Source organism: Marininema mesophilum (assembly GCF_900106775.1).
In the GTDB taxonomy this organism is placed as follows: domain Bacteria; phylum Bacillota; class Bacilli; order Thermoactinomycetales; family DSM-45169; genus Marininema; species Marininema mesophilum.
Genome location: NZ_FNNQ01000001.1, coordinates 326,326 through 353,158 on the forward strand (window position 1 = coordinate 326,326; position 26,833 = coordinate 353,158).

Consider the following 26,833-nt stretch of genomic DNA (forward strand, 5'->3'; position numbering starts at 1 on the left):
CCCTCCTATTCTACAAAGACAGCTACCGCTCGTACTGGAGAACCGGTCCCTTTGCGTATTTTGAGTGGAAGTCCAAAGTAAACAAATCGCTTGCCCGCGACCTGTTCGAGGTTACAAAGATTTTCTGTGTTAGTGATACTATATTTTCGGCAGATGCGATGTCCTGAGAATTGGGGGTCATCCGGTTTATCAATCGCGGGAGCATCGATCCCGATATTGACTATCCCCCGTTCCGCTAACCACTCCGCCGCTGTTAAATGAAGGCCGGTATAGCGAGTGAGCCACTCTTCTGTTCCATAGGAACGTTCATAGTGACCCGTATACAAAAGGAGGATATCCCCTCGGTTGATACGTTGCCCTGAACGAGATAAGGACTCTTCCAGATCAACCGGATGGATATACTCGTCTGGGGAAACGTTGGAAACATCAAGACATAGTGCAGGGCCATAAAAATAGTTCAGCGGCATCTCATCAATGGTCTGTCCCTTTGGATCATACTCATAAGTCGCATCACTATGAGTTGGGCCGTGTTCATTGATCAACAAATTGTTAGTAGCAAAGGGGAAGCCCATGGTTTTTTCACTTTCCTCATGGGTCATGTTTGGGAAAATCATCGTCTTTTGGTGTGGAGGAAAGACGGGCATCCCTTGGTAAATCTCTTGACTTAAATCGATCAGTCGAAAACCCATCCGGCTACCTCCCTTCTTGAATGACTGTAGGTAAGACCTTAAATTCATCCACTTCGATCAACCCGATATCGGTGATCTTCCATTTCGGACTCGTTACTAGAGATAAAAAGGATAAGTGCATAAAGGGAACATGAAGCTGACAACCAAGCTCTTCCTTAGCCAACCGATGCAGATTCGACACCGTATCGGCCAACTCTTTTCCCGATAATAAGTCGGTCATTAGACCTCCGACAGGCAAGGGCAGGTCGCCAACTACTTTTCCGTCCGCGATCATCGCAATCCCACCGCCCATAGCGATCACCCTGTTTACAGCCATCGCCATATCCTCGTAGTTGGTACCGGTCACGATCAGGTTGTGGGTATCATGGGCTACACTTTCAGCAATCGCTCCCCGTTGAAGCGTCATCCCTGTCACAAAAGTTTTTCCAATTCCGCCACCTCGTCCATGTCGTTCAAGAACAAGCAAGGGAAGGACGTCCCTTTGCAAACAAGGTTGGATAACTCCCTCCTGCACATTGAGTTCAAACTCCTGCGCTCCTGTCAGGTTCTGATCAGGGATCACCTCAATCGCCCGCACCCGGGCCTTTGACCGATCCACCGCTGAAATGTGAAGATCACTTGCCTTCACTTTTTCCCGCTTCACCGATCCCTTCACAGTTTCCGGATAGGTATAGGCAGGTAGCTCGATCGTGAGATTCCCTTTTTCTGCGGCTTTTCTCCCATTAAGATAAACCGAATCGACGGTCATTTGTTCTAAGTCGGACAGTACCGCAATATCCGCTCGTTTTCCTGGGGCGAGCACCCCTACATCTCGAAAGCCAAAGTGGGTGGCTGGATTGATCGTTACCATCTGGATCGCTTCAACAGGGTCCACCCCACAGGCAATCGTACGGCGGACAATATCGTTCATATGACCATCGTTGAGCAAATCCTCTGGCACCATATCATCGGAGACCAATACAGCACGACGGGAATCCATCCCCTCCTCGGTAATGGCCCGTATACACTCTGCCATATTGCGCTGAGAAGAACCTTCTCGCATAAATACGGTCACACCATACCGAAGTTTCTCCACCATTTCTTCCTTTGTCGTTGTCTCATGACAGGAAATATGGGTACCTCCACTAATGATATGAGCCGCCAACTCTTTCCCAAACAGGGCGGGAGCGTTTCCCTCTACCGTCTTCCCGAGGCTGTGCGTATAGGCGACAGAAGCGATTTGATCATCTAAGATGTGGGAGGCATATTTATAAACCGGATGCACGTTACTAAAGCCTTGGATTTCTCCGATACCCTGTACCCAGGAATCCGTCAGCAACTCCGCCATATCCTTGGAAGAGACATCCATCCCCGCAGTTTCAAGGCCAGGAGCATCGGGTGTCCGACAAGGAACGGTAAACCTAACCTGATGAGGGAGGGTTTTCGCCTCCTCGATCATCGCCTTCATCCCCATCACACCAAGGACATTGCCGATCTCGTGAGGATCTGCCACCAGGGTTGTCGTTCCTGTAGGAATCGATAAGCGAGAAAATTCAGTCACCGTGAGCATGGCACTTTCAAAATGCATATGGGAATCGATAAAACCCGGTGCGATAAACTTTCCTGCCACATTTTCCACGTGAGTAGATGGACCCATCAATTCTGAGGCATCCCCTAGGAGTAAAATCTTCTCTCCTTTTATCGCTACATCGGCCTCATAAATCTCGCGAGTGATTACATTGATCACATAACCTCCTTGGAGTACGAGATCTGCGTATTGTGCGGAGTCCAGCAAGGTGTCAATCAGCCGCCTCCAGTGAACGGCTTCCTTTATTCTATGGGTATCCACGGCTTGATTCACTCCTTCCTCACCTGACATTGGATGCTATCAATAATTCCAACGATGGCTGCGTCTACAGGTGCATGATCCTGGGGAATTGCTCTAGCGGCCACACTACCTGTTACATAAATCACCTGCTCCCCCACCCCAGCGCCAACAGTATCCACCGTGATCAGAGGAGCCCCCATAAATTCCCCTTCAGGGGATATCGGCTGGGTAATCAAGAGCTTACTCCCTACCAGTTTCTCATCCTTCCGTGTAGCAACTGCTATCCCTATCACGCGGCCCAGTTGCATTGTTTTTCCCCTCTTCCTATCGCGTCTCGATCCGTATCCCTAGTTCCTTTGCCGTATCCAAGGCGAGCGGAGTGATCATCGCTCCTTTGGAGACAACGATCATATGCCCGTTTTCCTTCTCTGCAAAGAAACGTACCTGTTCCTCAGTAACTAATTCCCTCTGTCCTCTACCCTTTGTTTCCAGCCAAGATACTAACTCTTTATTCTCCAGGAAATCGATCCCAAGCGCCGCCGCGTCAGCCATCCGCTGACGATAGTTTCTTTGTAGCAAAACCCCTCCCCCACGTCCTGCACCACCAAATCCTGCGCTGTGAGGGGGCTTAAGATCGACTGTCTCTTTTGGAATCCCTACCCTTTTACCTTTTAAAAGGGAGTGAAGCACAAGTGCACAGAAAGGGTCCGCATCATCCAGTTCGATTAAGCGTGCTAGAAAAGAGAGTGACGGTGTAGGAAGCAAGAGAAGCTGGGTTCGCCGCTTCATCTCGTTGAGCCACGTCTCTACATGCCCATCCACTTGCCGGATTGGCCAAGGGAGAGTAGCAGAAACTTCTCCCTGGACCCATACCTCTGGCACGATCCCTTTTTGTGCTAAGAATCCATAGAGTGAGGGCGTCTCTGCCATCGCTGCCCCAGCAGGGGTGAGTAGAATGACAACACTCCCTGCACTCGATGGCAACCTTTCCTGGTTGTGACAAAGGATATGGAGCAATGCCTGTTCAACTTCCCCTGAATAACCCCATGTACGGGTCATCACCTAACTCATTCTTTTCCTTTGGAGAGGAGTGCCCGCTCCACTTCTTGATGAGGACGTGGGATGACATGAACCGAGATCAGCTCACCGACACGACTCGCCGCACTTGCACCTGCATCCGTCGCCGCTTTTACTGCACCTACATCCCCTCGTACCATCACGGTAACTAATCCAAAGCCGATCTTCTCGTACCCACAGATTTCCACATTGGCCGCTTTAACCATCGCATCCGCTGCTTCCACCGCTCCGACAAGCCCCTTTGTCTCGATCAAGCCCAATGCTTCTCCCATTATCCAATTCCTCCTTTAAGTAACTGAAGTGCCTTTTTAGCCTTCATTTCCATCCGAATCCTGCTCACTCACTCCTTGATCCCCCTGTGAAGGTGAGGGCCGGCCTTTTCCCCTTTTTCCCTTGTCACCTTTGGTAGAGAGTTTCGCCTTACTCTGATCCTTTGCGACTATTTCTTTTTGAGGCACCCTACTTGCTGCCTCAAAAAGAGGGAGGATCTTGCTATTTACTTCATTGTGAGCCCGCGGGATCACATGGGATGAGATCACCTGCCCCACTCGCTCAGCCTCCTCTCGTCCCGCTTGGACAGCAGAGGTGACTGCAGCTACATCTCCACTTAGATGAATCGTTACCCCTAGCGCCCCTCCAGCTCCAATCACTCGTTCCCAACTCGATAACGTCACATTAGCCGCCTTTAACGCCGCATCCGCCGCTGAAACGGCTGTGGTATAACCAATCGCCTCAATCATTCCTAACGCCTGTTGTGCCATGGTCTTCCCCCCTCAGTCCACCGTTTACATCGATTGATCAACCTCTCGTTTTACTACCTTCACCATCGCCTCCACTTCCTTCGCATCCCCTCGCAACAACAGAGCACCCTGCTCCACATGAAAGTGCACATCCGCTTCTGGGAAGGCCACAAGTACCCGTTGAAGAATTGACCAGCACTCTCCATCGCTTACTCCTTCTAGGAGAGCGGCGGCTCCTCTACCTCTCTGGGGCAATACCTTCTCTACTAATGAAGTGGGTTGTTTAGCAAAGTGGATACTTGCCCGTTTTAATCCTACTCGATTGAGACGGAGGAACAACTCCCGGAGCAAGGTGCGGAGACGGTCTGGATTTTCTGCACCTAAACGAAGCTGGATCCCTTCTTTTCCTCGCTGAATTTCACGCTCGATTTCCGGCTGATCCTCCAATAGGACCTCGGCACTAAACAAAGGACCGATGAAGGGAGAGGGACAAGTGATGATCCCGACCGCTGAACACGTGATTCCAGCCACTTGTAACTCCTTGGAAAGCTTGGGATGAACACTGGGAAAAAACCAAATTTCACTCCCATTTCCGAGACGACCGATTCGCTCTGGAGCCTTTGTTGGAGTAGCGTGCGAACTGCCATGTGTTTGAAACAGCGATAATCGCTGAAGTGATACTCGTTCATCCTTAGCAACTCCGGAAGTATTTGATTTCCTTGTTTCTACATTTCTTGGAGTTACTGATGTGGAATCACCTTGATAAAGAGGAGAAAGTCGTTTTTGACGTTGTTCTTGTTGATAATTGGGCCTTCGGATATTCGCTGGTGCTGATGGTACAGGGGAGGTCGATGACTGCGAACCGTGTGGAACTTGGGATGGGATGGTTAACTCCTTCGCTGTTTTCTTAGTCCTTGAGTGTCCCCTGTCCTTTGCCAAAATCTCCTCTACCATCTGCTTCATAAACTGCTCCGCCACTTCCCCTCACCTCCTTCTATAACATCCGGTTTAGATCAGAATGAGGATGCGGGATCACATTGGCGGCAATCAGCTCTCCTCCTGTGATGGTATGAGCTTCTTTACCCGCCGCAACTGCAGCCTGTACCGCGGCTACATCCCCATCCACAATCACCGTCACCAAGCCTGACCCTACACGCTTGATATCAACCATCCGAACATTGGCCGCTTTACACATGGTATCAAGTGCCTCCAGTGCCGCTACCAAACTTCTGGTTTCCACCAATCCAATCGATGGCATCATACACCTCCTACTCTAAATAGTTACGAAGATCGATAGACTCTGCGCCAGGTATCCTAGCCCGGCGAAACATGTTCTCTTTCCCCAAGGGATACGTAGCATCCAACCCCATCTTCGCAGAAACTCCCCTAAGCTCATGGGAAGGTTCCAAGGGAGAACCATTGGCACCTGGTACGATCATCAGGTCCTGATCCGCTTGAAAACGGGTGGCAATCGCCCATTCCACATCCTCGAGGTCCCAGATGTTCACATCTTTATTCACAACTACCACATGCTTTAGATCTTTATCTCCAGCAAAAGCGGCGAGTAGCGCTTGCTTCGCGTCTCCCTCTTTATGTTTCTCGATTTGTATAATCGCGTGGAAGCGGCCAGCACCTGGCATCGTGATATGAACATCCTGAATACCCGGAACCACCTGCCTTACAGTGGCGAGAAGGGTCGCTTCCCTTGTCAGCGCCATGGGTAATTTCTCTTCACAACTAGCCGGTAAAATCGTCTGCCAAATGGGTTCATTGCGGTGAGTAATCGCCGATATTTCTACTATCGGCTGATCCCCCTCCCCACCGTAATAACCGCCTAGTTCCGCAAAAACTCCCTCATACTCCCTTACATTAGGAAGCACCCGTCCTTCGAAGACGACTTCTGCCTCCGCTAACACCTCCAGATCCACCGTGCGACAAGCAACTACATCCAGCCCTTCCCCTACCAAGGCACCTGCTACATCCAATTTATCGGTGTCGTACAGATGGGTACTCACTTGCGAGGCGAGAACTGCCGCAGGGATCACGCCAAACATCACCGCGATCTCCATAGATTCTCCCTGGGCCTCTAGTTGACGGTACTGTTCCTGTAAACCCGGCGAAGTAATAACGATATTGGTCCGATTGCCCCCCAGAAATTTCATTCGCCGAATCGAAGTGTATCGCTTCTTCCCATCTGGACCCTTTACCACTAACAAACCAGAGACATAATAATCGCCACAATCCTCCTCATGGTAACGACACACCGGGAAATCAGCGTCCAAATCCCCAGGCTCTAAGATCACATTCTCCTGAACGGGGGCTTTCTCAACCCGACGGGTAGCAATCGGATTCGTAATCCCACGTATCAAGTGAGGGAGCATATCAGTGGGGGCGATACCCATACTTTCCGCTATCCGCTTCCGATCCCCACCGATCCCGACGATCATCGGTACCGAGTACCCCGTAATTTGTTCAAAGAGGAGTGGTGTTCGCCCCTGAAATTGTTTCACCACCGCCCCTAGCTCAAATTCTGGATCTACAGGCTTCACTACCCGCCGGAGAGTATCGGTCTCGGTCCAATAATTGATAAGTTGGCGTATATTCTTGATCATCGGGACCCTTCTTTCTCCCCCCAACGGGCGAGTAACTCATGTTCAATACCAAAGGAGTCCAGAATCCGTGCCACCATGAAGTTGACAAGCTCCCAAATCTCTGTTGGCCGATGATAGAAGCCAGGAGCCGCCGGCATGATCATCGCCCCCGCACGGGTCAGTTGCGTCATATTCTCTAGATGGATCAGATGTAAGGGAGTTTCCCTTGTCACTATGATCAACTTCCGTTGCTCCTTTAGCACCACACTCGCCGTTCGGCTCAGCAAAGTATCCCCTACGCCGTTGGCAATTCCACCAAGGGTGTTCATCGAACATGGGACAATCACCATGCCATCCGTAAGAAAGGAACCACTTGCCACAGAGGCGAAGAGATTTTGATTATCGAGGAGGGTTGCATATTTTTTTAGTTCCTCGATCTTCACTCCGCATTCAAACTGCATCACCTGTGCACCCATCTTCGTCGCCACTACATAGGTGTCCACACCTAGTTCACTCAGGGTGCGTACAAGACTATATCCGTAAATCGAACCACTTGCGCCTGTAATGCCGACTACGATTCGCATCCGCTATCCTCCTTGCCTCGATCATCCACACTCCTTTGTCCCTTAAATCGCACTCTCCACAGGAAACTTCTCCTTCGCCCGGGTAATATAATCCTCAGTGGTCATCACCTCACCAAACAGCCCAATATCCCGTAATCCAGAGCGATGCATATCATCGTCCTGGGAAGCTGTAGAATCACTCAGACAGATGATGTTATACCCATGATAAAGGGCATCCGAGGCTGTACTGCGGACACATACATTGGTCCATACCCCTGTCAGCACCACGGTATCGATTGCTTCCTCCCGCAAAAACAAATCAAAGTCCGTGTAAGAAAAGGCACTGTGCCTCCGTTTCTGTACGATGTAATCTCCCTGTGATTCATCGGGTTGAAGCTCTTCAATAAACTGAGAACCCCAGGTCCCTTTGATTGCATGGACTGGGCGCACACGAAAGTCCGCATCATTCTTACGATGGGTCTCCTGGACAAATACCACTTGAATTCCCTGTGCATGGGCAAAGTTGACTGTTTCTTTGATATTGGGGACGATTTTTTCACCGTTTTCGCACCGTAGTGCCGCTTGAGGCCCGATAAAATCATTCAGCATATCAATAATGACAAGTGCATGTTTGTTTCCTTTCATTCTCCAACCATCCTTTCAAGTTCTCGTATTCAGGAATAAAGATTAATCAGAATAGGTGAGTGGGAGAATGAGAGGATCAAAAGGGCCATTTGGACCATTTACCCCTCATTCGCCTCCTCATCAGTTACCATCGCTTGATTATTTAATAGACCAGGCTACCCTCTACCCGTTTCAATTCAATGTTGCTCTGTCGTTTCACAAATTGACCATAACCAGCTGTTCCCACGATGCCACCACGATCTTCGTCGTAGACCACTCCACCACGAACAATCGTCATAACAGGCTTCCCTTTTAGCTTCATGCCATGGAAGGGGGTGTACTTTGCTTTGGTCAAGGTTTTCTCTTGATCGATCTCGTACTCACGCTCTAGGTCAATTACGGTAAAGTCCGCATCGGAACCTAGTTCCATGGTTCCTTTTTTCGGATAGAGTCCAAAGTGGATAGCTGCATTCCGACTTGTTACTTCCACAAAACGGGATAAGGAGAGGCGGCCTTTGTTTAGCCCTTCGCTTACCATAATCGGTACCATCGTCTCCACACCAGGAATTCCAGGGAAGCTATTCCAGATGTGTAGACCCTCTGCTATTTTTTCAGTAGCAATCTCATAGGGTGCATGGTCTGTCCCCACGAAATCAATGGTACCGTCGGCTAGTGCTTGCCAATGCACTTCGTTATCTTCTTTACCGCGTAGAGGCGGCGCAATCTTAGCCAGGGCACCAAATTTGGTCATATGTTCCTCGGCATTTAACGTCAGATAATGGGGACATGCCTCGGCAGTGATCTTGACACCTCGACGTTTTGCCTCCCGAATCAAGACCGCCCCTTCCTTTGTACTCATGTGCACGATGTGCGCCCGGGCACCCGTCTCTTCAGCAAAGCTGATAATCAGCTGAATCGCCGCTTTCTCCGCAAGAGCCATCCGTGCCTCTGCCCAAGCAGGGCTATCGGTACGGCCCTCTTTTTCCAGTTTATTTGCGTAGAAACTACAAATATCGTAATTCTCCGCATGGACGCCTACAGGTAACCCCGTTTCCGCTACCTTCCGGAAGATCTCCAGCATCTCCGCATCACCTACTCTGGGGAAGGTGGGTACGGAGGGCGTCATATACACCTTAAAAGCCGTCACCCCTGCGTCTACTTGTCCCCAGACATTGTCCAACTTTCCTTCACGCACATCTTCCCCTGTCATACCGCCCCAGAAAGCAAAATCAATATAGGCCTGATCCTTGATGGGATTTAGCTTCATATAGAGTTCATCTTCACTACGGACAGAGGGCTTACTACAACAGGGCATATCTACATGGCTGGTAAGTCCCCCCGCCGCCGCAGACATACTTGCCTCAGCAAAGGTTTCCCGGTGCGTAAATCCAGGATCCATGAAGTGAGTATGGGGATCGATACAACCGGGCACTACCAACTTGCCATCCAGATCAATGGTTCGTTCGGCAATCACTCCACTGGCATCCTGAACATAACCAACGATACTCCCTCCATCGACTAATATATTGGTTTGTACCTGACGATCTCCTTGAGGAATGTTCGCGTTTTTCAAAAGCAAATCCATTCTGCTCACTCCTTTAAAAATAGTAGGTCGATTTAATATATATGGAACACTCTGTGATCCAATCACAAAGTGACTTCCACTTGTTGATTGTGAGCGACTGAGGATGAAGAATGATCCTTATCCTTCTTGTGGTCAGCGCCGTAGGTAAACAATAGATTGAGTAGAAAAGCCGTCAAACTACCAACGACGATCCCATTTTCCACAAATAATTTAAGAGAATGAGGGACTTCCTTAAATACCCCAGGCACCACCGCCGCACCCAGCCCAATTCCTACCGAACAGGCGACGATGAGTAAATTTTCATTCCTCCGAAAGTCCACCCGATGGAGCATACGTACCCCCGAAGCGATCACCATCCCAAACATCGGGAGCATCGCTCCTCCCAAAACAGCCGTTGGCACCACCATCGTGATCGCCGCCACCTTGGGCAAAAAAGCCAGCGCCATCAATATCAATCCTGCGGCCACTGCTACCCGGCGTTTTCTCACCTTACTAAGGGCAACAAGGCCCACATTTTGCGAATAGCTGGTATAAGGAAAGGAACTAAACAAACCACCAATCACACTGGCCAGACCCTCCGCTCGCAATCCTCGGCGGATATCCTTTGGCTCCAATTTCCGTTCACATACCTCACCGAGAGCGAGAAATACCCCTGTTGACTCGATCATGCTCACAATCCCTACTAAGATCATCGTCAGTATCGCTGGTAGCTGAAAGGTTGGCATCCCAAAGTGTAGAGGCTCTACCAGCCGAAACCAACCCGCCTCCGTCACTTGACCAAAATCCACCTTCCCCATAAAAAAGGCAACTACCGTACCGATCATCACCGCGAGCAACACCGAGATCGCCCGTATATATCCACGCGACCATCGATTAATCGCTACCACGGACACTACCGTGATCATCGCCAGTAGCAGATTTTCAATCTGCCCAAAATCCGGCGACCCTTCCCCACCTGCGGCATTTTTCATCGCTACTGGAATTAAGGATAATCCGATGATCATAATCACCGAACCCGTCACCACTGGGGGGAACCATTTCAGCACTTTACTGAAAAAGGTTGCGAGTAGCATTACTGCCAACCCCGAGATTATTACCGCTCCAAAGATCCCTGGCAATCCTTCTACTTTTCCAATGGCGATCATCGGAGGTACAGCAGTAAATGTACAGCCCAGGATAACGGGCAACCTAATCCCTAAATGCTTTCCACCAATTACCTGAATCAACGTCGCAATTCCACTGGTAAACAGATCCAATGCAATAAGAAAAGATAACTCTTCTCCACTCATTTTGAGCGCCGATCCAAGGATCAGCGGCACGATTACCGCACCTGCATACATCGCCAAAACATGTTGCAATCCGAGGAACCCGGTTTTTAAATAGGTAGCTGCCCTCACCGTATCACTCCATTCCTAATAAGGTTGGGTCCCACAACATCCCCCCTACAAGAAAAACGCCGTAGAAATAGAAGAGTCCCCTCTTCTATTTCTACGGCGTTTAGCACTCCGCTTAGCAGAGTCTGAACTTCCGTTACATAGATTATATGTTGAGCGGCTAGCCGATTCTTACGGCAAACCCCCGACAAGGATTATTTCAATCGCATCAAGCTATAAAAGTTATTATACCAAATTACGGTCGAGCAAAATTACAATACATGCCGCTTCCGTCCCTGGATCGTAATCCTTTAAAATAGAACGCACCTTTAGTCCAAATTGCATCTCCACATGATTTTTCAAACGCTCTTTAAATTCCCGCACAAGTGCGGCATCGACGCTCAGCGTCAATTCTCCATACTTCCCATCAAGAATCGCAAGTGCTGGAATGCGCTTCTGCTCAGTAAAAATCACGATCTTATCACCCATGATCTCTACCTTCTGCTTCTTTACACCGATCCCATACATCTCTTGGCTGACTTGATTGTTCAGTTGAGCGAGTTCCTTTTTCAATACCCCGGTAGGCGGAAGTGAAAGTGAACTCTTCAAGGTATGCGTGTTAGATTTCCTGACAGATAATTGGATATCCGCAACCTCCTCCGACATCCCTCTTAATAATGTTAAGTTTTGTTACATAATAGTACCGAACCATCTTTCTGTCAAGTAGGAATGCTTCTCTACAGCAACACATCAAACCCAGTAAACTCTTTTTTCTGGACAACCAACACAAAACTTACTTACGGTCCATTTCAACTTCCACCACTCACAACCCTGCTAAATTTGAAAAAAGATTGAGAAAATATTTCCTCTATGATCGTTGCTTCAGCATTTTGATCGGAGAGCAGGATGAAAGGAGGAGAGATAGGCTGTTGAGAATTTCACAAAGAAGAAGCCTTGATCAAGGCCCCTTCTTTGTGAAAGGTTTTCATTACTTTTTGTCTGAACCCTTATTATCCACGTCACCCTTTTTGACGGGAACTTCAAAACTATAGGACTTGACATTTTTGCCATCTTTATTCTTGAAAAACTTTGGTTCTCCTGTATCTAGATCCACAAGTTGTACATTAACTTTATATTTCGAACCATAATCTGCTGTCCATTCTCCGCTTCCTTTGAAACGTAGCTTTTGCGCAGAATCATCAAGCGATAATTGTGGAGGCAATTGATATCCTTTACTTGTGGCATTTTTGAATAGATCATACACTGGGTTCATAGAAGGATTATCCTCTTCACTATTATCGATGGCTAGATCTCCACCGATCAGCGCATCTAAGCTTACTTTCCCTGTACTATTTACTCGTTGTAAATTAACTGTCACAATCGCTTTTGCGCGAGGAGGCACGTTAATAGATTGAGCTGGAGATGTATAAGTTGCCGTCGACGTTTTGGTTTTTGCTTCAGACTCGCTATAGTTATACTCGCCCGTCGCTGTGCCAGATAATCCAAAAATCTCTTTAATTGTTGCGTTTAGTGATAAGGATCCTCCAGCTTTCCACCCTTCAGTGACTGTCGTGGTTACGGAGTCTGTAAAATCTTTTTTAAACTCTTGCGATTTTAAACTCTGAGTAACTGTCGCACTCTCATTTTCTAATTCAGCGCTTCCCATAAACAGAGTATTTTGATCTGTTTCCTCTGGTGTCCCGATGGGTGTCGCCTTTACATCTGTCGCAGTCAATGTCGACTGTTCCCAATCAATACTTGGGGAGCAAGATCCGGTAACAAGTTTACAGAAAGCATCCGTCGCTGCAGGGTCAAACTCTAAAAGCTTCGTTTCTGCTGCAAAAGCCTTTGAGTTCATACCACCACTTGCAATGAGTAGAAAAGCAAACACCACAGCAAACACTTTGAAAATCCGCTTTTTAGGATACATCAAGATTGACCCTCTCCTTTTTCAATGGATTTGTTTCTTTCAGATAATTCCGGTTTCAATAAATCCCTCCTTTAGTGAGTTGAAGCTATTGTAAGCACAATAACACAGCATATCAATAGCGTATAGTTGGTTAATATGGTAAAAAACACTAATAAAAAAACCTCCCAGTTGGGAGGTTTTGTTTCAATGTCGCCTTAGATCTTGACAACGTTTTGAGCTTGGTCACCACGGTTGCCCTGGGTGATTTCAAAGCTTACTTTGTCACCTTCGTCCAAGGTTTTGAAACCTTCAGCTTGGATAGCGGAGAAGTGTACGAATACATCGTCACGGCCTTCTACCTCGATGAATCCGAAGCCTTTTTCTGCGTTGAACCACTTAACTGTACCTTCAATCATGGAAAATCCCTCCAAAAAATAATTCAGTTGCAAAATATCAACGGCAAAAATTCACACATTATAAAGAATATAAGATGAGATTATAATTCTTTATAACATGTGAATTATATACCTCAATACCTACAACCAGGATTCATTATATCACATGCATATTTTTTTGCAACTAGTGCCCCTCTCTAAAATAAATCTCGCGCGCTTCTTTTTTTAGCGTATTATAGCTATTTAGTTAAACCCCCTTCTAACATCAGGATTCATCCTCTTTCATATCCGGTCAGGAAAAAGTAGGAGTATGAGGAACATCAATATACTCCCTATGTTTGAACATAATTTCCCAATCATAATAAACGATTCTACGGAGAAATTAACAGTACATCCCTCAGAGGAGGTGAAAAACATGGCTAATCGTAGCAATCGCTTATTGGTTCCTGGTTCCGAAGGTGCAATCAACCAAATGAAAACTGAAATCGCTTCTGAATTTGGTGTTCAGCTTGGGCCTGATCAACCTGCACGCGCAAACGGTTCTGTTGGTGGGGAGATCACCAGACGTCTGGTAGGTATGTCCATGCAAAACCGCATCTAAGACCATCCATAATGTACAAGTAAGGGAGGCCAACCATAGGACCTCCCTTTTTGTTTACCTTTTTTTAGTTGTTCTTTTGTTCCAATGACCCTGCAATCCCGTGTAATAATGCTTCCGCGGTCCAGGATAGCTCTTCACTCTGGCCCTGTTGTACCGCTTTTCCAGGTAGTATATTTTTGGTGACGATAAACCCAAAACCCATAGAAATGATACTACGCGCTACAACATGAGCAGGAAGATCGTTACGAATCCGACCTTCTTTTTGCCATTCCTCGACTCGCTCCACTACCTCTCCAAAAATTTTAGTTGCTACATGGTTTTGTACAGCTTCGCGAATTTCTGGCTGATATAGGCTTTCCACAAGGATGATTTGGATTTTTCGCCAATTATTTTCTACCAGTTGCAAGCGATCTGCGTACAGTTCCGGTATGATTTCACTGAGGGATTGTTCTTTCTCCAAAATCTTTACTACAGGCTTGAGTATATAGGGAACGACTACTCGGGATAGCGCAGGGATGACTAGATACAACAATAACCCTTTTTTCGTTTTATAATGCTTAAAAATTGTCGCTTCTGCGACACCTGCTTCTTTAGCGATAGAGCTAGTGGAAGCCCCTTCAAACCCTTTTTCTGCAAAAATATGGATCGCAGCTTCTAGGATGCGGCGTTGTTTTTCTGTGACCCGCTCCTTTGATAAATCTAATCCATACTCCTCAGCAACCCAGTGAACCCATTCTTTCCACTCTTTATCCTCCATCATGGTCACCTTTCCCTGTTAACTGAATGAATAATTCATCGAGAGTAGCTAAGGGCGTGTGCTCATCCCTTGCAAACTCCTTCTTTAACTGATTCACCGCTCCCTCGGCGACGACTTCCCCTTGATTCATCATCGTAATATGATCGCAACGTTCTGCTTCATCCATCACATGAGTGGTTACCAGTATCGTCGTCCCCTCATCCGCAAGCCGATATAACTGTTCCCAAAATGCTCGCCGGGTCACCGGGTCCACACCACTGGTTGGCTCATCAAGAAATAAAAGCGGTGGAGAGTGAAGTTGTGCAGAAGCAAAGGCAACCCGCTGTAGCCATCCTCCTGGTAGCCTCCCCACTCGTTCCTGGCGCACCTCTTCTAAACGGAATGCTTCAATTTGGGAGGCAATTCGCTTCTCTAACCCTTGATGGATGCCATATAAAGCAGCATAAAAGCGAAGGTTCTCTTCTACTGTCAAATCAGGATAGAGAGAAAATTTTTGAGACATATATCCTATCTGCTGACGAATCGCCTTTTGTTGGTGACGAATATCAAAACCAAGCACCCGCCCCTCTCCACCATCAGGGAGAAGGAGACCACACATCATGCGAATTAAGGTAGTCTTTCCCGCTCCATTGGCACCAATTAACCCACAGATTTCTCCCTGCTCCACAGAGAGATTGACCTGATCGACTGCTGTATAATCCCCAAATTTTTTTGTGATCGACTGCAGTTGTATCATCGGCTCTCTCCCCCATCTGCATCCTGAAACCGCTGGGTAAAGACTTCTTCATAACCAGGTTCCACTTCTTCTAATGAGAGCCCCTTATCTGAGGGTAATATCGCCTTGATTCTCCCCTGTATAGACATTCCTTCCCGATGGAGAATATACAGATCCCTCCCCTTTGAAAATACTTCCCCGGTGGTTAACTCTTTACGGATCCGATCCATCCATTTTACACGTTCATGACCCGCTTCCCGAATGACCAACAGTCGAAAAGGAAAGTCACGCAAAAGTTGCTGAGGGGACTCCTCCACAAGAATGCGGCCTTGATGCAATAAAATCACACGGCCGCAATAGGCAGCCTCATCTAAATATTGCGTAGCCGCAAAAATTTGTGTGCCTCCCTCTGCCACCGATTGTAGCAGTCGCCACATTTCCCTTCGAGATACAGGGTCTACACCGTTGGTTGGTTCATCTAACAATAATAGATCCGGCCGATGAAGAACTGCCGCCGCTATCGATAACTTTTGCTTCATTCCTCCAGAGAGCGCTCCTGCCTCTCGGTGAATAACAGACTCCAATCCCGTCCAGTGAAGCAGTTCTTCGATCCGCTGCGTGCTTTCTCTGAAAGTAAGCCCATTTAAACGACCATAAAAGTGGAGATTCTCCTGTACACTCATCTCTCCATAAAGACCAAAAAACTGTGAAACATAACCAAGGGACATCCCGTCTTTGCCATTCACTTCACCACTCGAAGGCCTTAGTAGCCCTGCCATCACTTTAAGGAGGGTTGTTTTCCCTGCACCATCTGGGCCTATTAGAGCGGTGATCTTTTTCTCACCCAGGGTAAATGACACCTGATCCAAAGCTTTCTTTCCTCGATAAGCGTAGGAAACTCCCTTCACGTTCAGCATGGTGTTCCTCCTTTATCCGAGACTCCGTCGGAATCGAATGGTCGCTAGTACCAGAAAGAGAACAGCAGCAATGGCTAAAGCAAGAATTCCCCATTCATCGGTTAAGGGGGATACCCCTTTCAAAAAAGAGCCTCGACTGATGGGAATAAAGTAGGTAAGTGGCATGAGATAGGAGAGCCATCGAATCCCCCAGGGCATCGCCTCCAGAGGAAACACGAAGCCAGAGAGAATAAATTGAGGAACCAATGTCAAAATGGCTAATTGCATGGCTTGCTGTTGGTTCTGAGAGACCGTAGAGATCAGTAATCCAATCCCTAAGGATGCAAGCAAAAAGAGACACGAGACGCTTAAGAAAGGCAACAGATCTCCTCGAAAGGGCACATCAAAAAACCAGACCCCTACAGCAAAAACGAGTAAAAAATCAAACACCGCAATAATGCAGTACGGGATAAGTTTCCCTACCAATAATTCAAAGGAGCTTACAGGAGAGACAATCAATTGTTCCAACGTCCCTCGCTCCTTCTCCCGAACGACTCCCATCGCTGTCATCAATGTTGTGATAAAGATGAGAACCAAACCCACTAGTCCTGGGATCATGAAGGAGACACTTTTTAAATCGGGATTGTATAACACATCCACATCCGGTTGTATTTGATCCATCTTTGGAAGAGCTTTTTCCATCCGCTTCATTGTGCTTTCCATCTGTTCCTTATTTGCTTTCTCCAATCCCTTTTGCAGCTGTGCTACTTTTTCCGGGAGGAGACTCTTCATCATCTCCCTCCACTGAGGTGAATCCATCCCCATACCAAAAGAGACACTTTTCATGAGAGTGGTTTGTAATTCCCTCTGCATTTTCTGCATGCTGTCCTGTTGGACATCGGCAAGCACACCATTTAACTTACGTAAAGCAGATTGTGCTTGAAAAAGTCGACTCCCATCCACCTGGATCTGGATTCGCTCCCGCTTATTTTGCGGGAATTGTTTGTAATCTTTAGGAAAATGGATGATCACATCTCTCTTCCCCTGCTCTAACGTCCTTTTTGCTTCACTCATCCTAGCTTTCTCAGTAACTTTAAAATCTTCTTCTTCCTTGATTTGATTGATAAAAGATGCGCTATCCGAGTGTTTTGCCTCATCCACCACAACGACGCGTATCGTCTCCACATCAAAATTAACAGCATAGCCGAAAGCAACCAACCAAAGAACAGGAAGCATCACCATCATAGCTAAGGTGCGTCGATCCCGACGTAATTGGATAAATTCCTTCCCCACTATGGCTTGGATTCTCCGCCACATTATCCTCACACCCCTCATGAAATGAGTGATTACTCACTTATTATATGAGGCCGATGACACCATCGTCAACTTAATGTTTTCCATCCACTTCCATTCGCTTTTTATCCGCACATTCACTATCTTCACGAGATTGGATTCCTGTCTAGGACGACTTCTGCTCACCTTCATACTATAAACCTGAGCAGCGAAGAAGGAGGGATCGGGCAATGAGCTATGGTTATGGGTATGGCGGATTCGGCCTCAGACGTCTGTTGATATTCCTCTTAGTCGTCGCAACCATATTCGCACTAATCTGCTAAACGACGCCCGATATTGCAAAAAGAGGTTCCCCTTGAGGGAAACCTCTTTTGTTTATCTGGGAATACCCCAGACACTTTAGACCATGACTCGATTAAGCTGAGCTAGATAACGAGACCTCACAATGAGGAAGTAAACCACTTGTACGGTAAAGAAACTACCAATTCCCATCAAGGCTGGGATCAATGGCTCTCCTAGATAAAACTGCTCCTTCAACAAGAACAAACCGATTAGTGTTTCCATTCCTGCTACAACAAGGGGAATAAAGAATAGAGCCGCAATTTGAATTGTCGCAGATCGCTTCATCTCTTTAGAACTTAATCCCATTCTAGAAAGGCTATGGACAAGATGACGGTCTTGGTCTAATTCCGTATACAGCTTAAAGTATAAGAAACTAGCTGAAGAAAGTGAGAAGATCGCCGCAATAAATATACCAATAAAGCTCAGAATACTCATTGATTGCTTTAGCAATACATAGTCAACTGCACGAGATTGAAAAATATCTATACTATTCTGTGTTGCATTTTCCCTAGACCAGTTTACTAATTTTTTACCGATCTTTGTTTCTACGGAATTCGAATCAGGCAATTGATCATTGAGCCATTCTGGAATGTAATAAGAGATATCAATTTCTTCGCTTGCTGAAGGCATGACCTTTTTCAATTTTGCATAGGATATGTCAGAGATCACGGCAATATGACTGTAAGCAAACGAATTATCCAACGTTTTTTCAAATTGTTTTGTTATAGTAAACTCAGCTTTACCCTTTGCCATCGTAAGCTTTTGTAGTTTTTTTGATTCTTCCTTAGTACCAGATAAATTGTTCATGATCATTGTTTCTTTCGATGTTAGTGAGGGCACTTTGGGTAGATCATATATATCTGCTAAGCGATTATAATCAGATTCTTTCATGACTCCTGTATTTTCTTTGAATTCTTTTGCACCTGGTTCTAGCATGGATTTCCTTATTTTTTTATACTTGATACCCGCTTGCTTCAATTCTTTGTCTATTTTCGCAGTATCTTTTTTTATTTTTTTGAAGTCGAATTTCCACTTACCCATTTGACGTGTATTGTACTTATAGGCAAATTTATTCGACTTAAATTGTTGCTCATTTTGCGCATTTAAGGTAAGAATCATTCCTATAGCCGAACACGACATGGCGATGACCATGGTGATCATAAAAAACATCCGCGCGTTATCTTTTACTTTATACGCCATATCAGAAACCCAAAGGAGATTGGTTCCTCGCCAAAAGAAGCGCCGATTTTTCTTTAATAAACGAATGATAAACATACTGATTTGTGTAAAGAAAAAATAAGTAGCAACCGTCCCTAACAGCAAAATGAGATTGAAATTCATACTTTTGTCCATGATATTTTGCTTCATCAGGAAACCCGCTCCGACAAAACAAGCCACAGATAAGAGAGAGAGCCAGATGGAAACTTTGGGTTCTGGTTTCGGCTTACTCGATCCTTGTAATAACTCAAGGACTCGGTTTTGACGAACGAGAAATAAATTCACCAAAGAAATCACGAAAAATAGTACGAAAAAACAAATCGTAGTCAGTGCCATCGCTTTCCATGGTAAATAAAAGGGAAGTTCCTTCATCTCCGCCACCCGAGCCCCAATTAGCAGGAATAATTTAGACAGAATCATTCCACTAGCGAGCCCCGTAAGGATGGAAGCTGAACCAATAATCATGTTTTCCAAAAAGATCAGGCGATTTAGCTGTTTCCCTTCTGAACCTAAGATGGATAAAATGCCAAACTCTTTTTTCCGCACTTTGAGGAAAGCACTAATGGAATAGAGCACAAACAGAAAGGAAAACGCAAAGATCACATACTCAGCAGCTTTCATTCCTTGCTTCGTTGTAGCTCCGATGTCATTATGGACCAAATTAGGGTGAAAAATAAAAACGGCATAGGTAAAAAAAATCATGACCGCAAAGGCACTACTAAGGAAATATGCGGAGTAAGCCCGTGCATTTCGTCTGACATTATTAAACGCGAACTGACGAAAGTTCATGATCATTCCCTCCTAAAAAAGAAAGCATATCGATAATCTCCTGAAAAAATGCTTGCCGATTGGATCCACGATAAATTTCGCTGTGTAACTGACCATCCTTAATAAAGACCACTCGGTGACAATAACTAGCGGCTTGTGCATCATGCGTCACCAGCAGTGTGGTGGTTCCTTCCGTTTCGTTAATCATTTCGATCATTTCCATAACGGTACGAGACGATTTAGAATCCAAAGCCCCAGTCGGTTCATCGGCTAATAAAAGAGACGGCGAGTGAATCACAGCACGAGCAATGGCCGCCCGTTGTTGTTGTCCTCCCGAGACTTCATAGGTTCGTTTCTTTAGAATCTCGACGATTCCTAATTTCTCAGCTACGGCGTTTAATTTCCGATCCATTTCTTTGACACTTTTCTTGTCTAAGGTAAGAGGTAAGACAATATTTTCGGCAATCGTTAGCGTATCAAGTAAGTTGAAATCTTGAAAGACAAAGCCGAGATGCCTTCGTCTAAACCGAGCCAAGTTATTTTTCTTAAGGGTATGAGGATTTTTACCATTAATAATGACTTCTCCGGAAGTCGGGGTATCCACGGTGGCTACCATATTGAGAAGGGTCGTTTTTCCGCTACCCGAGGGACCCATAATCCCGACAAACTCCCCTTGTTCCACACTTAACTGAATATCGGTTAAGGCACGCGTCGATACTTTACCTGCATATAATTTACTTAATCCTTGAACTTGTAGCATTTCCATTATTACGTCTCCCTTCATTCATGTAAGTTTTATCAAGCCTATCACTTTGATTCATACTTTACTGGACGAATCGACTCCCTGCTATGGATTTACCTTACATCAACCTTACATCTTTGTAAGGTGGCAATTCGACACAGCTGTACCTGCTAAAAAAGCCATTCCTATAATATAAAGGAATGGCTTTTCATGTATATACAAAAACTATTGACCTGGAGGAATCTGACTCATAAAGGGTTGAAAAACCAAGCGCACTGAAGTGCCTACACCTACTTCTGATTCCAATTCAACGCGATGATGCAGACGATTGCTTATTTCGCGCACAAGATAAAGTCCCATCCCTGTCGACTCTGAATATTCTCTCCCATGTTTTCCAGTGAAATAGGGTTCAAAGACTCGCCGGATATCTTGTTTGGGAATTCCAATCCCATAATCTTTGACTTCTAAGACGGCCTGATCATGCAACACAGAGCAGGAAATGATCACCTTTTGGCTTTCACCAACCGAATAACGAACAGCATTGGTGATCAGTTGATCGATCATAAAAGAGAGCCATTTTTCATCAGAATACACGTGTATCTGTTCATCCACCTGAATTTCCGGATAAACTTGATTATAGATAAATAGACGCTTATTGTTGGAAACTACTTTTTTAACAACCTGGTGAATGGAGATTAACTCCACATGGAAGTCGTATTCAAATTGGTCAAGGCGCGAAATATATAATACCATTTCCAACCCTTTACGAAGGCGATCAATCTCTTCTTGAATGCTGTGAAAGATAGGATCATCTTCTTCTTGAATAGTGAGCTGGATCACGGATATGGATGTCTTCATCTGATGCACCCATTGATTAATAAAGATTACATGATCTTCTAGCCTATGTTGAAAGTGATGGAGTTGGTTTTGATAATGTTGAAACTGAGTCTGTAATAATTGATCCAAAGCATCTGCTAGAGGTGCATAACCTACTTTTTGAATTGATTCATCTAGTGTTTCCAGAGGTTGAGATAAGCGTTGGTAAAAAGACCGTAGTCTGATATAGCGATAACATAGATAAGCTAGTAATAATGTACTGCTTAACAAGATAGCATAAAGTCCGAGGGATGTAGTCCCATACCCACCAAGCCAATACAGTAAGGGTACAAGTATCATCTGGATCAGATAGACGATGATGTAAACCATATGATCACGCAAAAAAAGTCTCATCTGGATTTTCTCCAAGTGACCTTTAGCATATAACCAGCACCTCTTACAGTTTCAATGCAATCACCAATTCCTAGATCCCGTAGTTTTTTGCGTAACCGTGTCACATTGACATTGAGCGTGTTGTCATCAATAAAATGTTGATCATCCCATAATTTCTCGAGCAGTCGATCTCTACTGACCACGCGCATTTGACGTTCCATCAATGCTTCAAGTAAGATCACTTCTTTGTGACTTAATTCAATTTCTTTTCCTTCTAATGAAGCTTCCATTCGCTCTGGATATAAGGTTAGACCAGAGGCCTCTACTTTACGCTCTCCTTCGGTTGAAGCATAGGAACCATAAGCTCTACGTAGATGACTTCTTATTTTAGCCATGACGATTTCATAATGAAAGGGTTTCGGAATGTAATCATCAGCACCATTTTCTAGAGCCATCACTTGTTCCATTTTACCTTCACGCGCAGAAATAAATAAAATGGGGCAGGTTGAAACAGACCGAATTTGTCTGCACCAGTAATATCCATCAAATTTAGGTAGATTGACATCTAATAAGACAAGGTCGGGTTGATTCTCTTGAAATTGTTGATACACTTTTTCAAAGTCTGTCGTGTCTATAGCTTGATATCCATACTTCTCAATATGAGATTGAAGGAGCTGATTGATCTTAGGGTCGTCTTCTACAATCATAATTGTAAACATATTAATCCTCTTTCATTTGAAAAAAATATAGCTCTTTGCAAAAAGAATCCTTCATAATGAAAATTCCAACAAAACCCTCTCTCATTCTCTTCAGATACCCCATACGGTTTCCTATAATCAGGAATTTATGTGTTTTCGTAATAGAACTAACGGACACTTGATCTCTCTAGCGAACTTTCGGATTTCCGATCCAATCTTTGGACCCAGAGGACCATCCCAACTCCACACAATGTAGAAATTCCAAAAAAGAGATAGGTAGAGTAAATACCAAAGTGATCAAAGATTACTCCCCCTAGCAGGCTAAAAAACCAATTTCCAAGTCCTGTTCCCGCTGCTGTATAAAGAGCAATCGCTGTTGTTTTTACTTCTTTCGGTGCGATATCCTGTACATATTGAAGGGCGGCGGGAATAAATAACCCGACAGAAAGACCCTGGCTCACCGTTGTAATATAGACCCACGCAACTGAGGGTTCGTATCCATAAAAAAGCCACCGGGCAGCAGAGACTAAGGAAGCAAATATCACGACTGATAATAACCCTCTGCGGCTTATCCACTTACTGGCGAAACGCATCACAGGTGCTTCTGAACCTGCAGCAAGTAAAAATCCGATCCCTACCCCTGCTAAAGTACCTCCTAGATCTTGAATCAGCAAACCAAAGTAGACATTATTGGCCTGGATTGGCCCAAAAACGAAAAAGGTCCCCATTAAAAACAAAGGAAACTGGGGTAGTTTCATCAAACGGCTTAGTCCAGTGCGCAAGTCTATATCAAAGGAAACTCGTTCCCGAGGTAATAAAGACGCTGTCACAGCACTTAGAGTCATCGCCCCAGCAAAACCGATAAAAATCACCATCAACCCGGAATTCTCTGCCCACTCTCCAATAAAATACGCTGCACTAGCAAAGCCGACTGCTCCCCACAGTCGAAGCTTCCCATAATCCCCTCCCTCACGTTGAACATAGCTCATCGCGAGGCTATCGGAAATAGGGACAAGGGCCGCTTGGAAAACTGCCAATATCGCAGCAATACCCAACATCCAACCATAATCGTTATTTATCAGATAGCCTAAACCGGAGAGACCCGTAAAAAAGGTTGTCCCCATCAGTACCTGCTTAGATCGTTGTGTAGTATCACATAACAGCCCCCATAACGGCTGGGCGAAGACCATTATAATCGGTCCTAAGGAAAGAATGGCTCCGATTTGTGTACCATTAAGGCCGGCGTCTTTAAGAAAATATGTGCTTAACAGTGGGAAAAATCCACCCATACCAAATAAGATAAAATAGAAATGTGCGCTAAAGGTGAACCGTGTTAATCGACTTGACGTCATTTGCTTCTCCCTCTCCATCTAACCCCTCTCTAGAGGCAAATCATTAAAAATCCAGGCTTACCAAGGTTTCTTCGTTAAGCGGTGTATTCCGCCACTACCTTTGTTCCTAATCCCCCACGAGGGTTCCAAAGCGCTTTCACTTTCATCCGCTTCGGCTTGATCGCAGCCACTACTTCTTCTAAAATACGCCGTGTGGCATGCTCTTGATAGATACCTACGTTACGGTAGGATGTTAAATAATATTTTAATGATTTCATTTCAATCAAATTTTGATTGGGTACAAAGCTGATTGTGATATCCGCAAAGTCCGGAAGGCCCGACCAAGGGCAGACCGAAGTGAATTCATTTGTCGGGATCTCAATCTCTACATCTTTTCCTGGATACTCATATGGAATAGTCTCCAGGATATCCGTCATAATCGCCGATTCATCTTGAATATCAAATCGGATATTTTGATATTTACTATGATCTACTTCCACTTTCCCCACAGGCTTCTTCCCCCTTCATTATCCACACAAGCTATCCCATCAAGGCCAACTCACTATTTGATATCAAAAGTCGATCCTACTCAATGAAGAAACCCACAATCACCTTCACAGAACCTTATTTTCAAACACTACAATTAATCATTATAACGGAAAAATACCTTCCCATCACCTGCTAAAAATAAACAACCATTCAATCCAAAACACGTAGATAGCTATTTTTTGATCGCCAGCTATCTCTATCTTCTCGTATAGGTATACCCTCAACAATGTTACCCCTTACTTCCATTAAACAAACCCATCTAAAACTCTTATTTAATTAAAAATAAGGGGTATCTAGCCCCTTCTAAGTTTTCTTGAATAAATAAAAAATATCTAATTATTAATTAAAAAAATAAATATATATCACATATTAAATATAATTATACCTATAAAAAATTAATGGTAAGGAACTTGACCACCAGCTCCGATTAGCATCCTAATTACTGGCGCTCTGATCCACTATAACCGTCACATCAGGGTGGTCCAATAATGCAGATGCAGGGAATTGCCGATCTTTATTCCCCTCTATGAGGTGGCGAATCGCAGCTGCTTTCCCAATCCCTGAAGCGAGCAACAGAATTTGACGACTATCCAATATCGTACCAATTCCCATCGTAATCGCTTGGTAGGGGACATCTGTTTCACCAGAGAAATAGCGAGCATTAGCCCGTCGTGTAGAGTCAGCTAACGCTACTACATGGGTCCGTGTATCAAAAGGAGTACCTGGTTCATTAAAACCGATATGTCCGTTACTCCCAATCCCCAATACCTGTATGTCAATCCCACCCCTACTACGGATTAACTCTTCGTAACGAGCACACTCCAATTTTAGATCCACTGCCTCACCATTCGGAAGGTGAGTTTGGCATGGATCGATATCGATCCAGCGAAAAAGGTGGGTTTCCATGTAGCTATGATAACTACCAGGGTGCATTTTCCCTAACCCCACATATTCATCTAAGTTAAACGTTTGCACTCCCTGAAAAGAGATTCCCTCCACTTGATGGTATTTCACTAGTCTACGATAAGTACCAAGCGGGGTACCCCCAGTCGCCAATCCCAAGGTAACTTTCCTCGCATTACATACCTTGTGCATCAAGAATGTAGCCGCCATTTGGCTCATCTCTTCATAGTTTGCAGCCGCAATTATTTCCACCGTAAGGATTCTCCCTCATTTTTCGCAAAGGCCAAGTCTCCTTGGCAAAAAGTGGCGATCAGCTCATTCTCTTCATTGAAAATATTTAGATCGGCATCTTTCTTAGGTGCAATGCTACCCTTTCTATGAAAGACACCTAGTTGCTTCGCTGGATTTACCGCAGTCATACAGAGGATGTCTTCCATTGTACATCCTGTGTAACGGAGCATATTACTCACCCCATCACTCATAGTTAAGACACTACCCGCCAATGTTCCATCGGATAGGGACGCTCTCCCTCCCTGCACATGGACAGGTTGTCCACCCAGCTCATATATCCCACTTGGGAGGCACTTCGCCCGCATCCCATCGGTAATCAGAATGAGACCATGTTGCGATTTCATCCGATAGGCTAGCTCTACCATCTCGGGTCGCGAATGAATTCCATCAGGTATCAAGTCCACCATCAGTTCATCACGCAACAAAGCCGCTCCGACGACTCCTGGCTCACGATGGTACAAGCCTCGCATTCCATTATAAAGATGGGTGATATGGGAAGCGCCTGCTTGGATTGCGGCATCTACTTCCTGTAGGGTTGCATCTGAGTGTCCAACAGAAGCGATCACACCGGACTCTCTCAAGAACCGTACTAACTCCAGTCCACCTTCAACTTCTGGGGCTATGGTAACGATACGTATATTTCCCTGGGCAAGGGATTGCCAACGAATAAATTGCTGACGATCTGGCGGTAAGATATGATCAGTTGGCTGAGCTCCTGCCCGTTTATACGAGATAAAGGGACCTTCCAAATGGATCCCCAACAATTCCGCGATTCCTTTTACTGACTTTACCTGCTGATAAGTGGTTACATTTATAATCGCTCGGTCAATCTTTTCCACACTTTGAGTCATGGTGGTCGCCAAAAATGAGGTGGTTCCTTCTCGGGGAAGGGTCTGTGCGATTGTGGCGAGAGCATCCGGCGTCCCATCCATGACATCGGCACCTGCGGCACCATGGATATGGATATCGATCATCCCCGGTGTGATACAGTGACCAGGTAACGAGAGTGTTGCAACCCCTCCCAGCCCACCTAGTTCCCCCACTTGACCCACTCGGTGAATGACACCATCCTCAACCACTACATATCCATCTCGGATGATACCTTTCTCGGAATAAATGGTCATATCACGTAAGAGGAACTTCTTTGCTAGTACATCCATACCTGTA

29 protein-coding genes are annotated in these 26,833 nt (G+C 45.5%); 1 reads left to right on the forward strand and 28 read right to left on the reverse strand.

All coding sequences use genetic code 11. The features are described from left to right. Nucleotides 1-5: 5 nt before the first annotated feature. The 16 genes from BLV90_RS01440 to BLV90_RS01515 all read right to left on the reverse strand — a co-directional run bounded on the left by BLV90_RS01440 (nucleotide 6) and on the right by BLV90_RS01515 (nucleotide 13,374). Nucleotides 6-689, reverse strand: coding sequence for a cyclase family protein (locus tag BLV90_RS01440; RefSeq protein WP_091735005.1), 684 nt, complete (start codon nucleotides 687-689; stop codon nucleotides 6-8). Between the two features lie 4 nt (nucleotides 690-693). Beyond that, a complete protein-coding gene (locus BLV90_RS01445; protein ID WP_245726206.1) occupies nucleotides 694-2,529 on the reverse strand; it encodes an adenine deaminase in 1,836 nt (611 codons plus the stop codon). Continuing rightward, nucleotides 2,526-2,804, reverse strand: a complete 279-nt coding sequence (locus BLV90_RS01450; RefSeq protein ID WP_091735008.1) for a EutN/CcmL family microcompartment protein — start codon at nucleotides 2,802-2,804, stop codon at nucleotides 2,526-2,528. The genes BLV90_RS01445 and BLV90_RS01450 overlap by 4 nt, the downstream gene beginning before the upstream one ends. Before the next feature lie 16 nt (nucleotides 2,805-2,820). After that, on the reverse strand, nucleotides 2,821-3,555 hold the full coding sequence (locus tag BLV90_RS01455; protein ID WP_143034968.1) for a hypothetical protein: 735 nt from the start codon (nucleotides 3,553-3,555) through the stop codon (nucleotides 2,821-2,823). A gap of 8 nt (nucleotides 3,556-3,563) precedes the next feature. After that, entirely contained in the window at nucleotides 3,564-3,845 is a 282-nt protein-coding gene (locus tag BLV90_RS01460; RefSeq protein ID WP_091735014.1) for a BMC domain-containing protein, read from the reverse strand. A gap of 36 nt (nucleotides 3,846-3,881) precedes the next feature. Continuing rightward, the gene (locus tag BLV90_RS16620; protein WP_091735017.1) at nucleotides 3,882-4,334 is read right to left on the reverse strand and encodes a BMC domain-containing protein; all 453 of its coding nucleotides are present in this window, start codon (nucleotides 4,332-4,334) and stop codon (nucleotides 3,882-3,884) included. Nucleotides 4,335-4,358: 24 nt separating this feature from the next. Further along, entirely contained in the window at nucleotides 4,359-5,291 is a 933-nt protein-coding gene (locus BLV90_RS01470) for a hypothetical protein (RefSeq protein ID WP_091735021.1), read from the reverse strand. A gap of 16 nt (nucleotides 5,292-5,307) precedes the next feature. Further along, nucleotides 5,308-5,571 carry a BMC domain-containing protein gene (locus tag BLV90_RS01475; RefSeq protein WP_091735024.1) on the reverse strand — a complete coding sequence of 88 codons (264 nt, stop codon included), beginning with the start codon at nucleotides 5,569-5,571 and terminating at the stop codon, nucleotides 5,308-5,310. A gap of 10 nt (nucleotides 5,572-5,581) precedes the next feature. Then, nucleotides 5,582-6,925, reverse strand: coding sequence for a UbiD family decarboxylase (locus BLV90_RS01480; protein WP_091735027.1), 1,344 nt, complete (start codon nucleotides 6,923-6,925; stop codon nucleotides 5,582-5,584). Next, on the reverse strand, nucleotides 6,922-7,488 hold the full coding sequence (locus BLV90_RS01485) for a UbiX family flavin prenyltransferase (protein WP_091735030.1): 567 nt from the start codon (nucleotides 7,486-7,488) through the stop codon (nucleotides 6,922-6,924). Before BLV90_RS01485 ends, BLV90_RS01480 begins: the two co-directional genes overlap by 4 nt. 42 nt (nucleotides 7,489-7,530) lie before the next feature. Further along, nucleotides 7,531-8,112, reverse strand: coding sequence for a cysteine hydrolase family protein (locus BLV90_RS01490; protein ID WP_091735033.1), 582 nt, complete (start codon nucleotides 8,110-8,112; stop codon nucleotides 7,531-7,533). A 142-nt stretch (nucleotides 8,113-8,254) separates the two neighbouring features. After that, nucleotides 8,255-9,676 carry a dihydroorotase gene (locus BLV90_RS01495; RefSeq protein WP_091735036.1) on the reverse strand — a complete coding sequence of 474 codons (1,422 nt, stop codon included), beginning with the start codon at nucleotides 9,674-9,676 and terminating at the stop codon, nucleotides 8,255-8,257. Nucleotides 9,677-9,738: 62 nt separating this feature from the next. After that, nucleotides 9,739-11,073: a nucleobase:cation symporter-2 family protein gene (locus tag BLV90_RS01500; protein WP_281241988.1), complete on the reverse strand. Its 1,335-nt coding sequence runs from the start codon at nucleotides 11,071-11,073 to the stop codon at nucleotides 9,739-9,741. Between the two features lie 222 nt (nucleotides 11,074-11,295). Further along, nucleotides 11,296-11,715, reverse strand: coding sequence for a Na-translocating system protein MpsC family protein (locus BLV90_RS01505; RefSeq protein WP_091735039.1), 420 nt, complete (start codon nucleotides 11,713-11,715; stop codon nucleotides 11,296-11,298). 322 nt (nucleotides 11,716-12,037) lie between these two features. Then, a complete protein-coding gene (locus BLV90_RS01510; protein WP_091735042.1) occupies nucleotides 12,038-12,979 on the reverse strand; it encodes an ETX/MTX2 family pore-forming toxin in 942 nt (313 codons plus the stop codon). 194 nt (nucleotides 12,980-13,173) lie between these two features. After that, entirely contained in the window at nucleotides 13,174-13,374 is a 201-nt protein-coding gene (locus tag BLV90_RS01515; RefSeq protein WP_091735045.1) for a cold-shock protein, read from the reverse strand. A gap of 394 nt (nucleotides 13,375-13,768) precedes the next feature. Between BLV90_RS01515 and BLV90_RS01520 the strand changes: the two genes are divergently transcribed. Then, on the forward strand, nucleotides 13,769-13,954 hold the full coding sequence (locus BLV90_RS01520; RefSeq protein ID WP_091735049.1) for an alpha/beta-type small acid-soluble spore protein: 186 nt from the start codon (nucleotides 13,769-13,771) through the stop codon (nucleotides 13,952-13,954). 64 nt (nucleotides 13,955-14,018) lie between these two features. On the opposite strand, the gene BLV90_RS01525 is transcribed toward BLV90_RS01520, so the two are convergent. The 12 genes from BLV90_RS01525 to nagA form a co-directional block, all read right to left on the reverse strand. After that, on the reverse strand, nucleotides 14,019-14,714 hold the full coding sequence (locus BLV90_RS01525; protein ID WP_091735052.1) for a TetR/AcrR family transcriptional regulator: 696 nt from the start codon (nucleotides 14,712-14,714) through the stop codon (nucleotides 14,019-14,021). Continuing rightward, nucleotides 14,701-15,447: an ABC transporter ATP-binding protein gene (locus BLV90_RS01530; RefSeq protein WP_091735057.1), complete on the reverse strand. Its 747-nt coding sequence runs from the start codon at nucleotides 15,445-15,447 to the stop codon at nucleotides 14,701-14,703. Before BLV90_RS01530 ends, BLV90_RS01525 begins: the two co-directional genes overlap by 14 nt. Then, nucleotides 15,444-16,343 (reverse strand): ABC transporter ATP-binding protein, encoded by a 900-nt coding sequence (locus tag BLV90_RS01535; protein ID WP_091735060.1) that lies wholly within the window; start codon nucleotides 16,341-16,343, stop codon nucleotides 15,444-15,446. Before BLV90_RS01535 ends, BLV90_RS01530 begins: the two co-directional genes overlap by 4 nt. 12 nt (nucleotides 16,344-16,355) lie before the next feature. Next, nucleotides 16,356-17,639: an ABC transporter permease gene (locus tag BLV90_RS01540; RefSeq protein WP_177167838.1), complete on the reverse strand. Its 1,284-nt coding sequence runs from the start codon at nucleotides 17,637-17,639 to the stop codon at nucleotides 16,356-16,358. Nucleotides 17,640-18,014: 375 nt separating this feature from the next. Continuing rightward, nucleotides 18,015-19,964, reverse strand: coding sequence for an FtsX-like permease family protein (locus BLV90_RS01545; protein WP_177167839.1), 1,950 nt, complete (start codon nucleotides 19,962-19,964; stop codon nucleotides 18,015-18,017). Beyond that, on the reverse strand, nucleotides 19,939-20,709 hold the full coding sequence (locus BLV90_RS01550; RefSeq protein ID WP_091735069.1) for an ABC transporter ATP-binding protein: 771 nt from the start codon (nucleotides 20,707-20,709) through the stop codon (nucleotides 19,939-19,941). Before BLV90_RS01550 ends, BLV90_RS01545 begins: the two co-directional genes overlap by 26 nt. A gap of 201 nt (nucleotides 20,710-20,910) precedes the next feature. Next, the gene (locus BLV90_RS01555) at nucleotides 20,911-21,915 is read right to left on the reverse strand and encodes a sensor histidine kinase (protein ID WP_091735072.1); all 1,005 of its coding nucleotides are present in this window, start codon (nucleotides 21,913-21,915) and stop codon (nucleotides 20,911-20,913) included. Further along, nucleotides 21,912-22,613, reverse strand: a complete 702-nt coding sequence (locus BLV90_RS01560) for a response regulator transcription factor (RefSeq protein WP_091735075.1) — start codon at nucleotides 22,611-22,613, stop codon at nucleotides 21,912-21,914. The genes BLV90_RS01555 and BLV90_RS01560 overlap by 4 nt, the downstream gene beginning before the upstream one ends. A 146-nt stretch (nucleotides 22,614-22,759) precedes the next feature. Then, a complete protein-coding gene (locus tag BLV90_RS01565; RefSeq protein ID WP_245726207.1) occupies nucleotides 22,760-23,962 on the reverse strand; it encodes an MFS transporter in 1,203 nt (400 codons plus the stop codon). A 56-nt stretch (nucleotides 23,963-24,018) separates the two neighbouring features. Next, on the reverse strand, nucleotides 24,019-24,432 hold the full coding sequence (gene queF, locus BLV90_RS01570; protein ID WP_091735078.1) for a preQ(1) synthase: 414 nt from the start codon (nucleotides 24,430-24,432) through the stop codon (nucleotides 24,019-24,021). Between the two features lie 475 nt (nucleotides 24,433-24,907). Next, entirely contained in the window at nucleotides 24,908-25,627 is a 720-nt protein-coding gene (gene nagB / locus BLV90_RS01575; RefSeq protein ID WP_091735081.1) for a glucosamine-6-phosphate deaminase, read from the reverse strand. Further along, entirely contained in the window at nucleotides 25,618-26,826 is a 1,209-nt protein-coding gene (nagA, locus tag BLV90_RS01580) for an N-acetylglucosamine-6-phosphate deacetylase (RefSeq protein WP_091735084.1), read from the reverse strand. The genes nagB and nagA overlap by 10 nt, the downstream gene beginning before the upstream one ends. Between the last annotated feature and the right edge of the window lie 7 nt (nucleotides 26,827-26,833).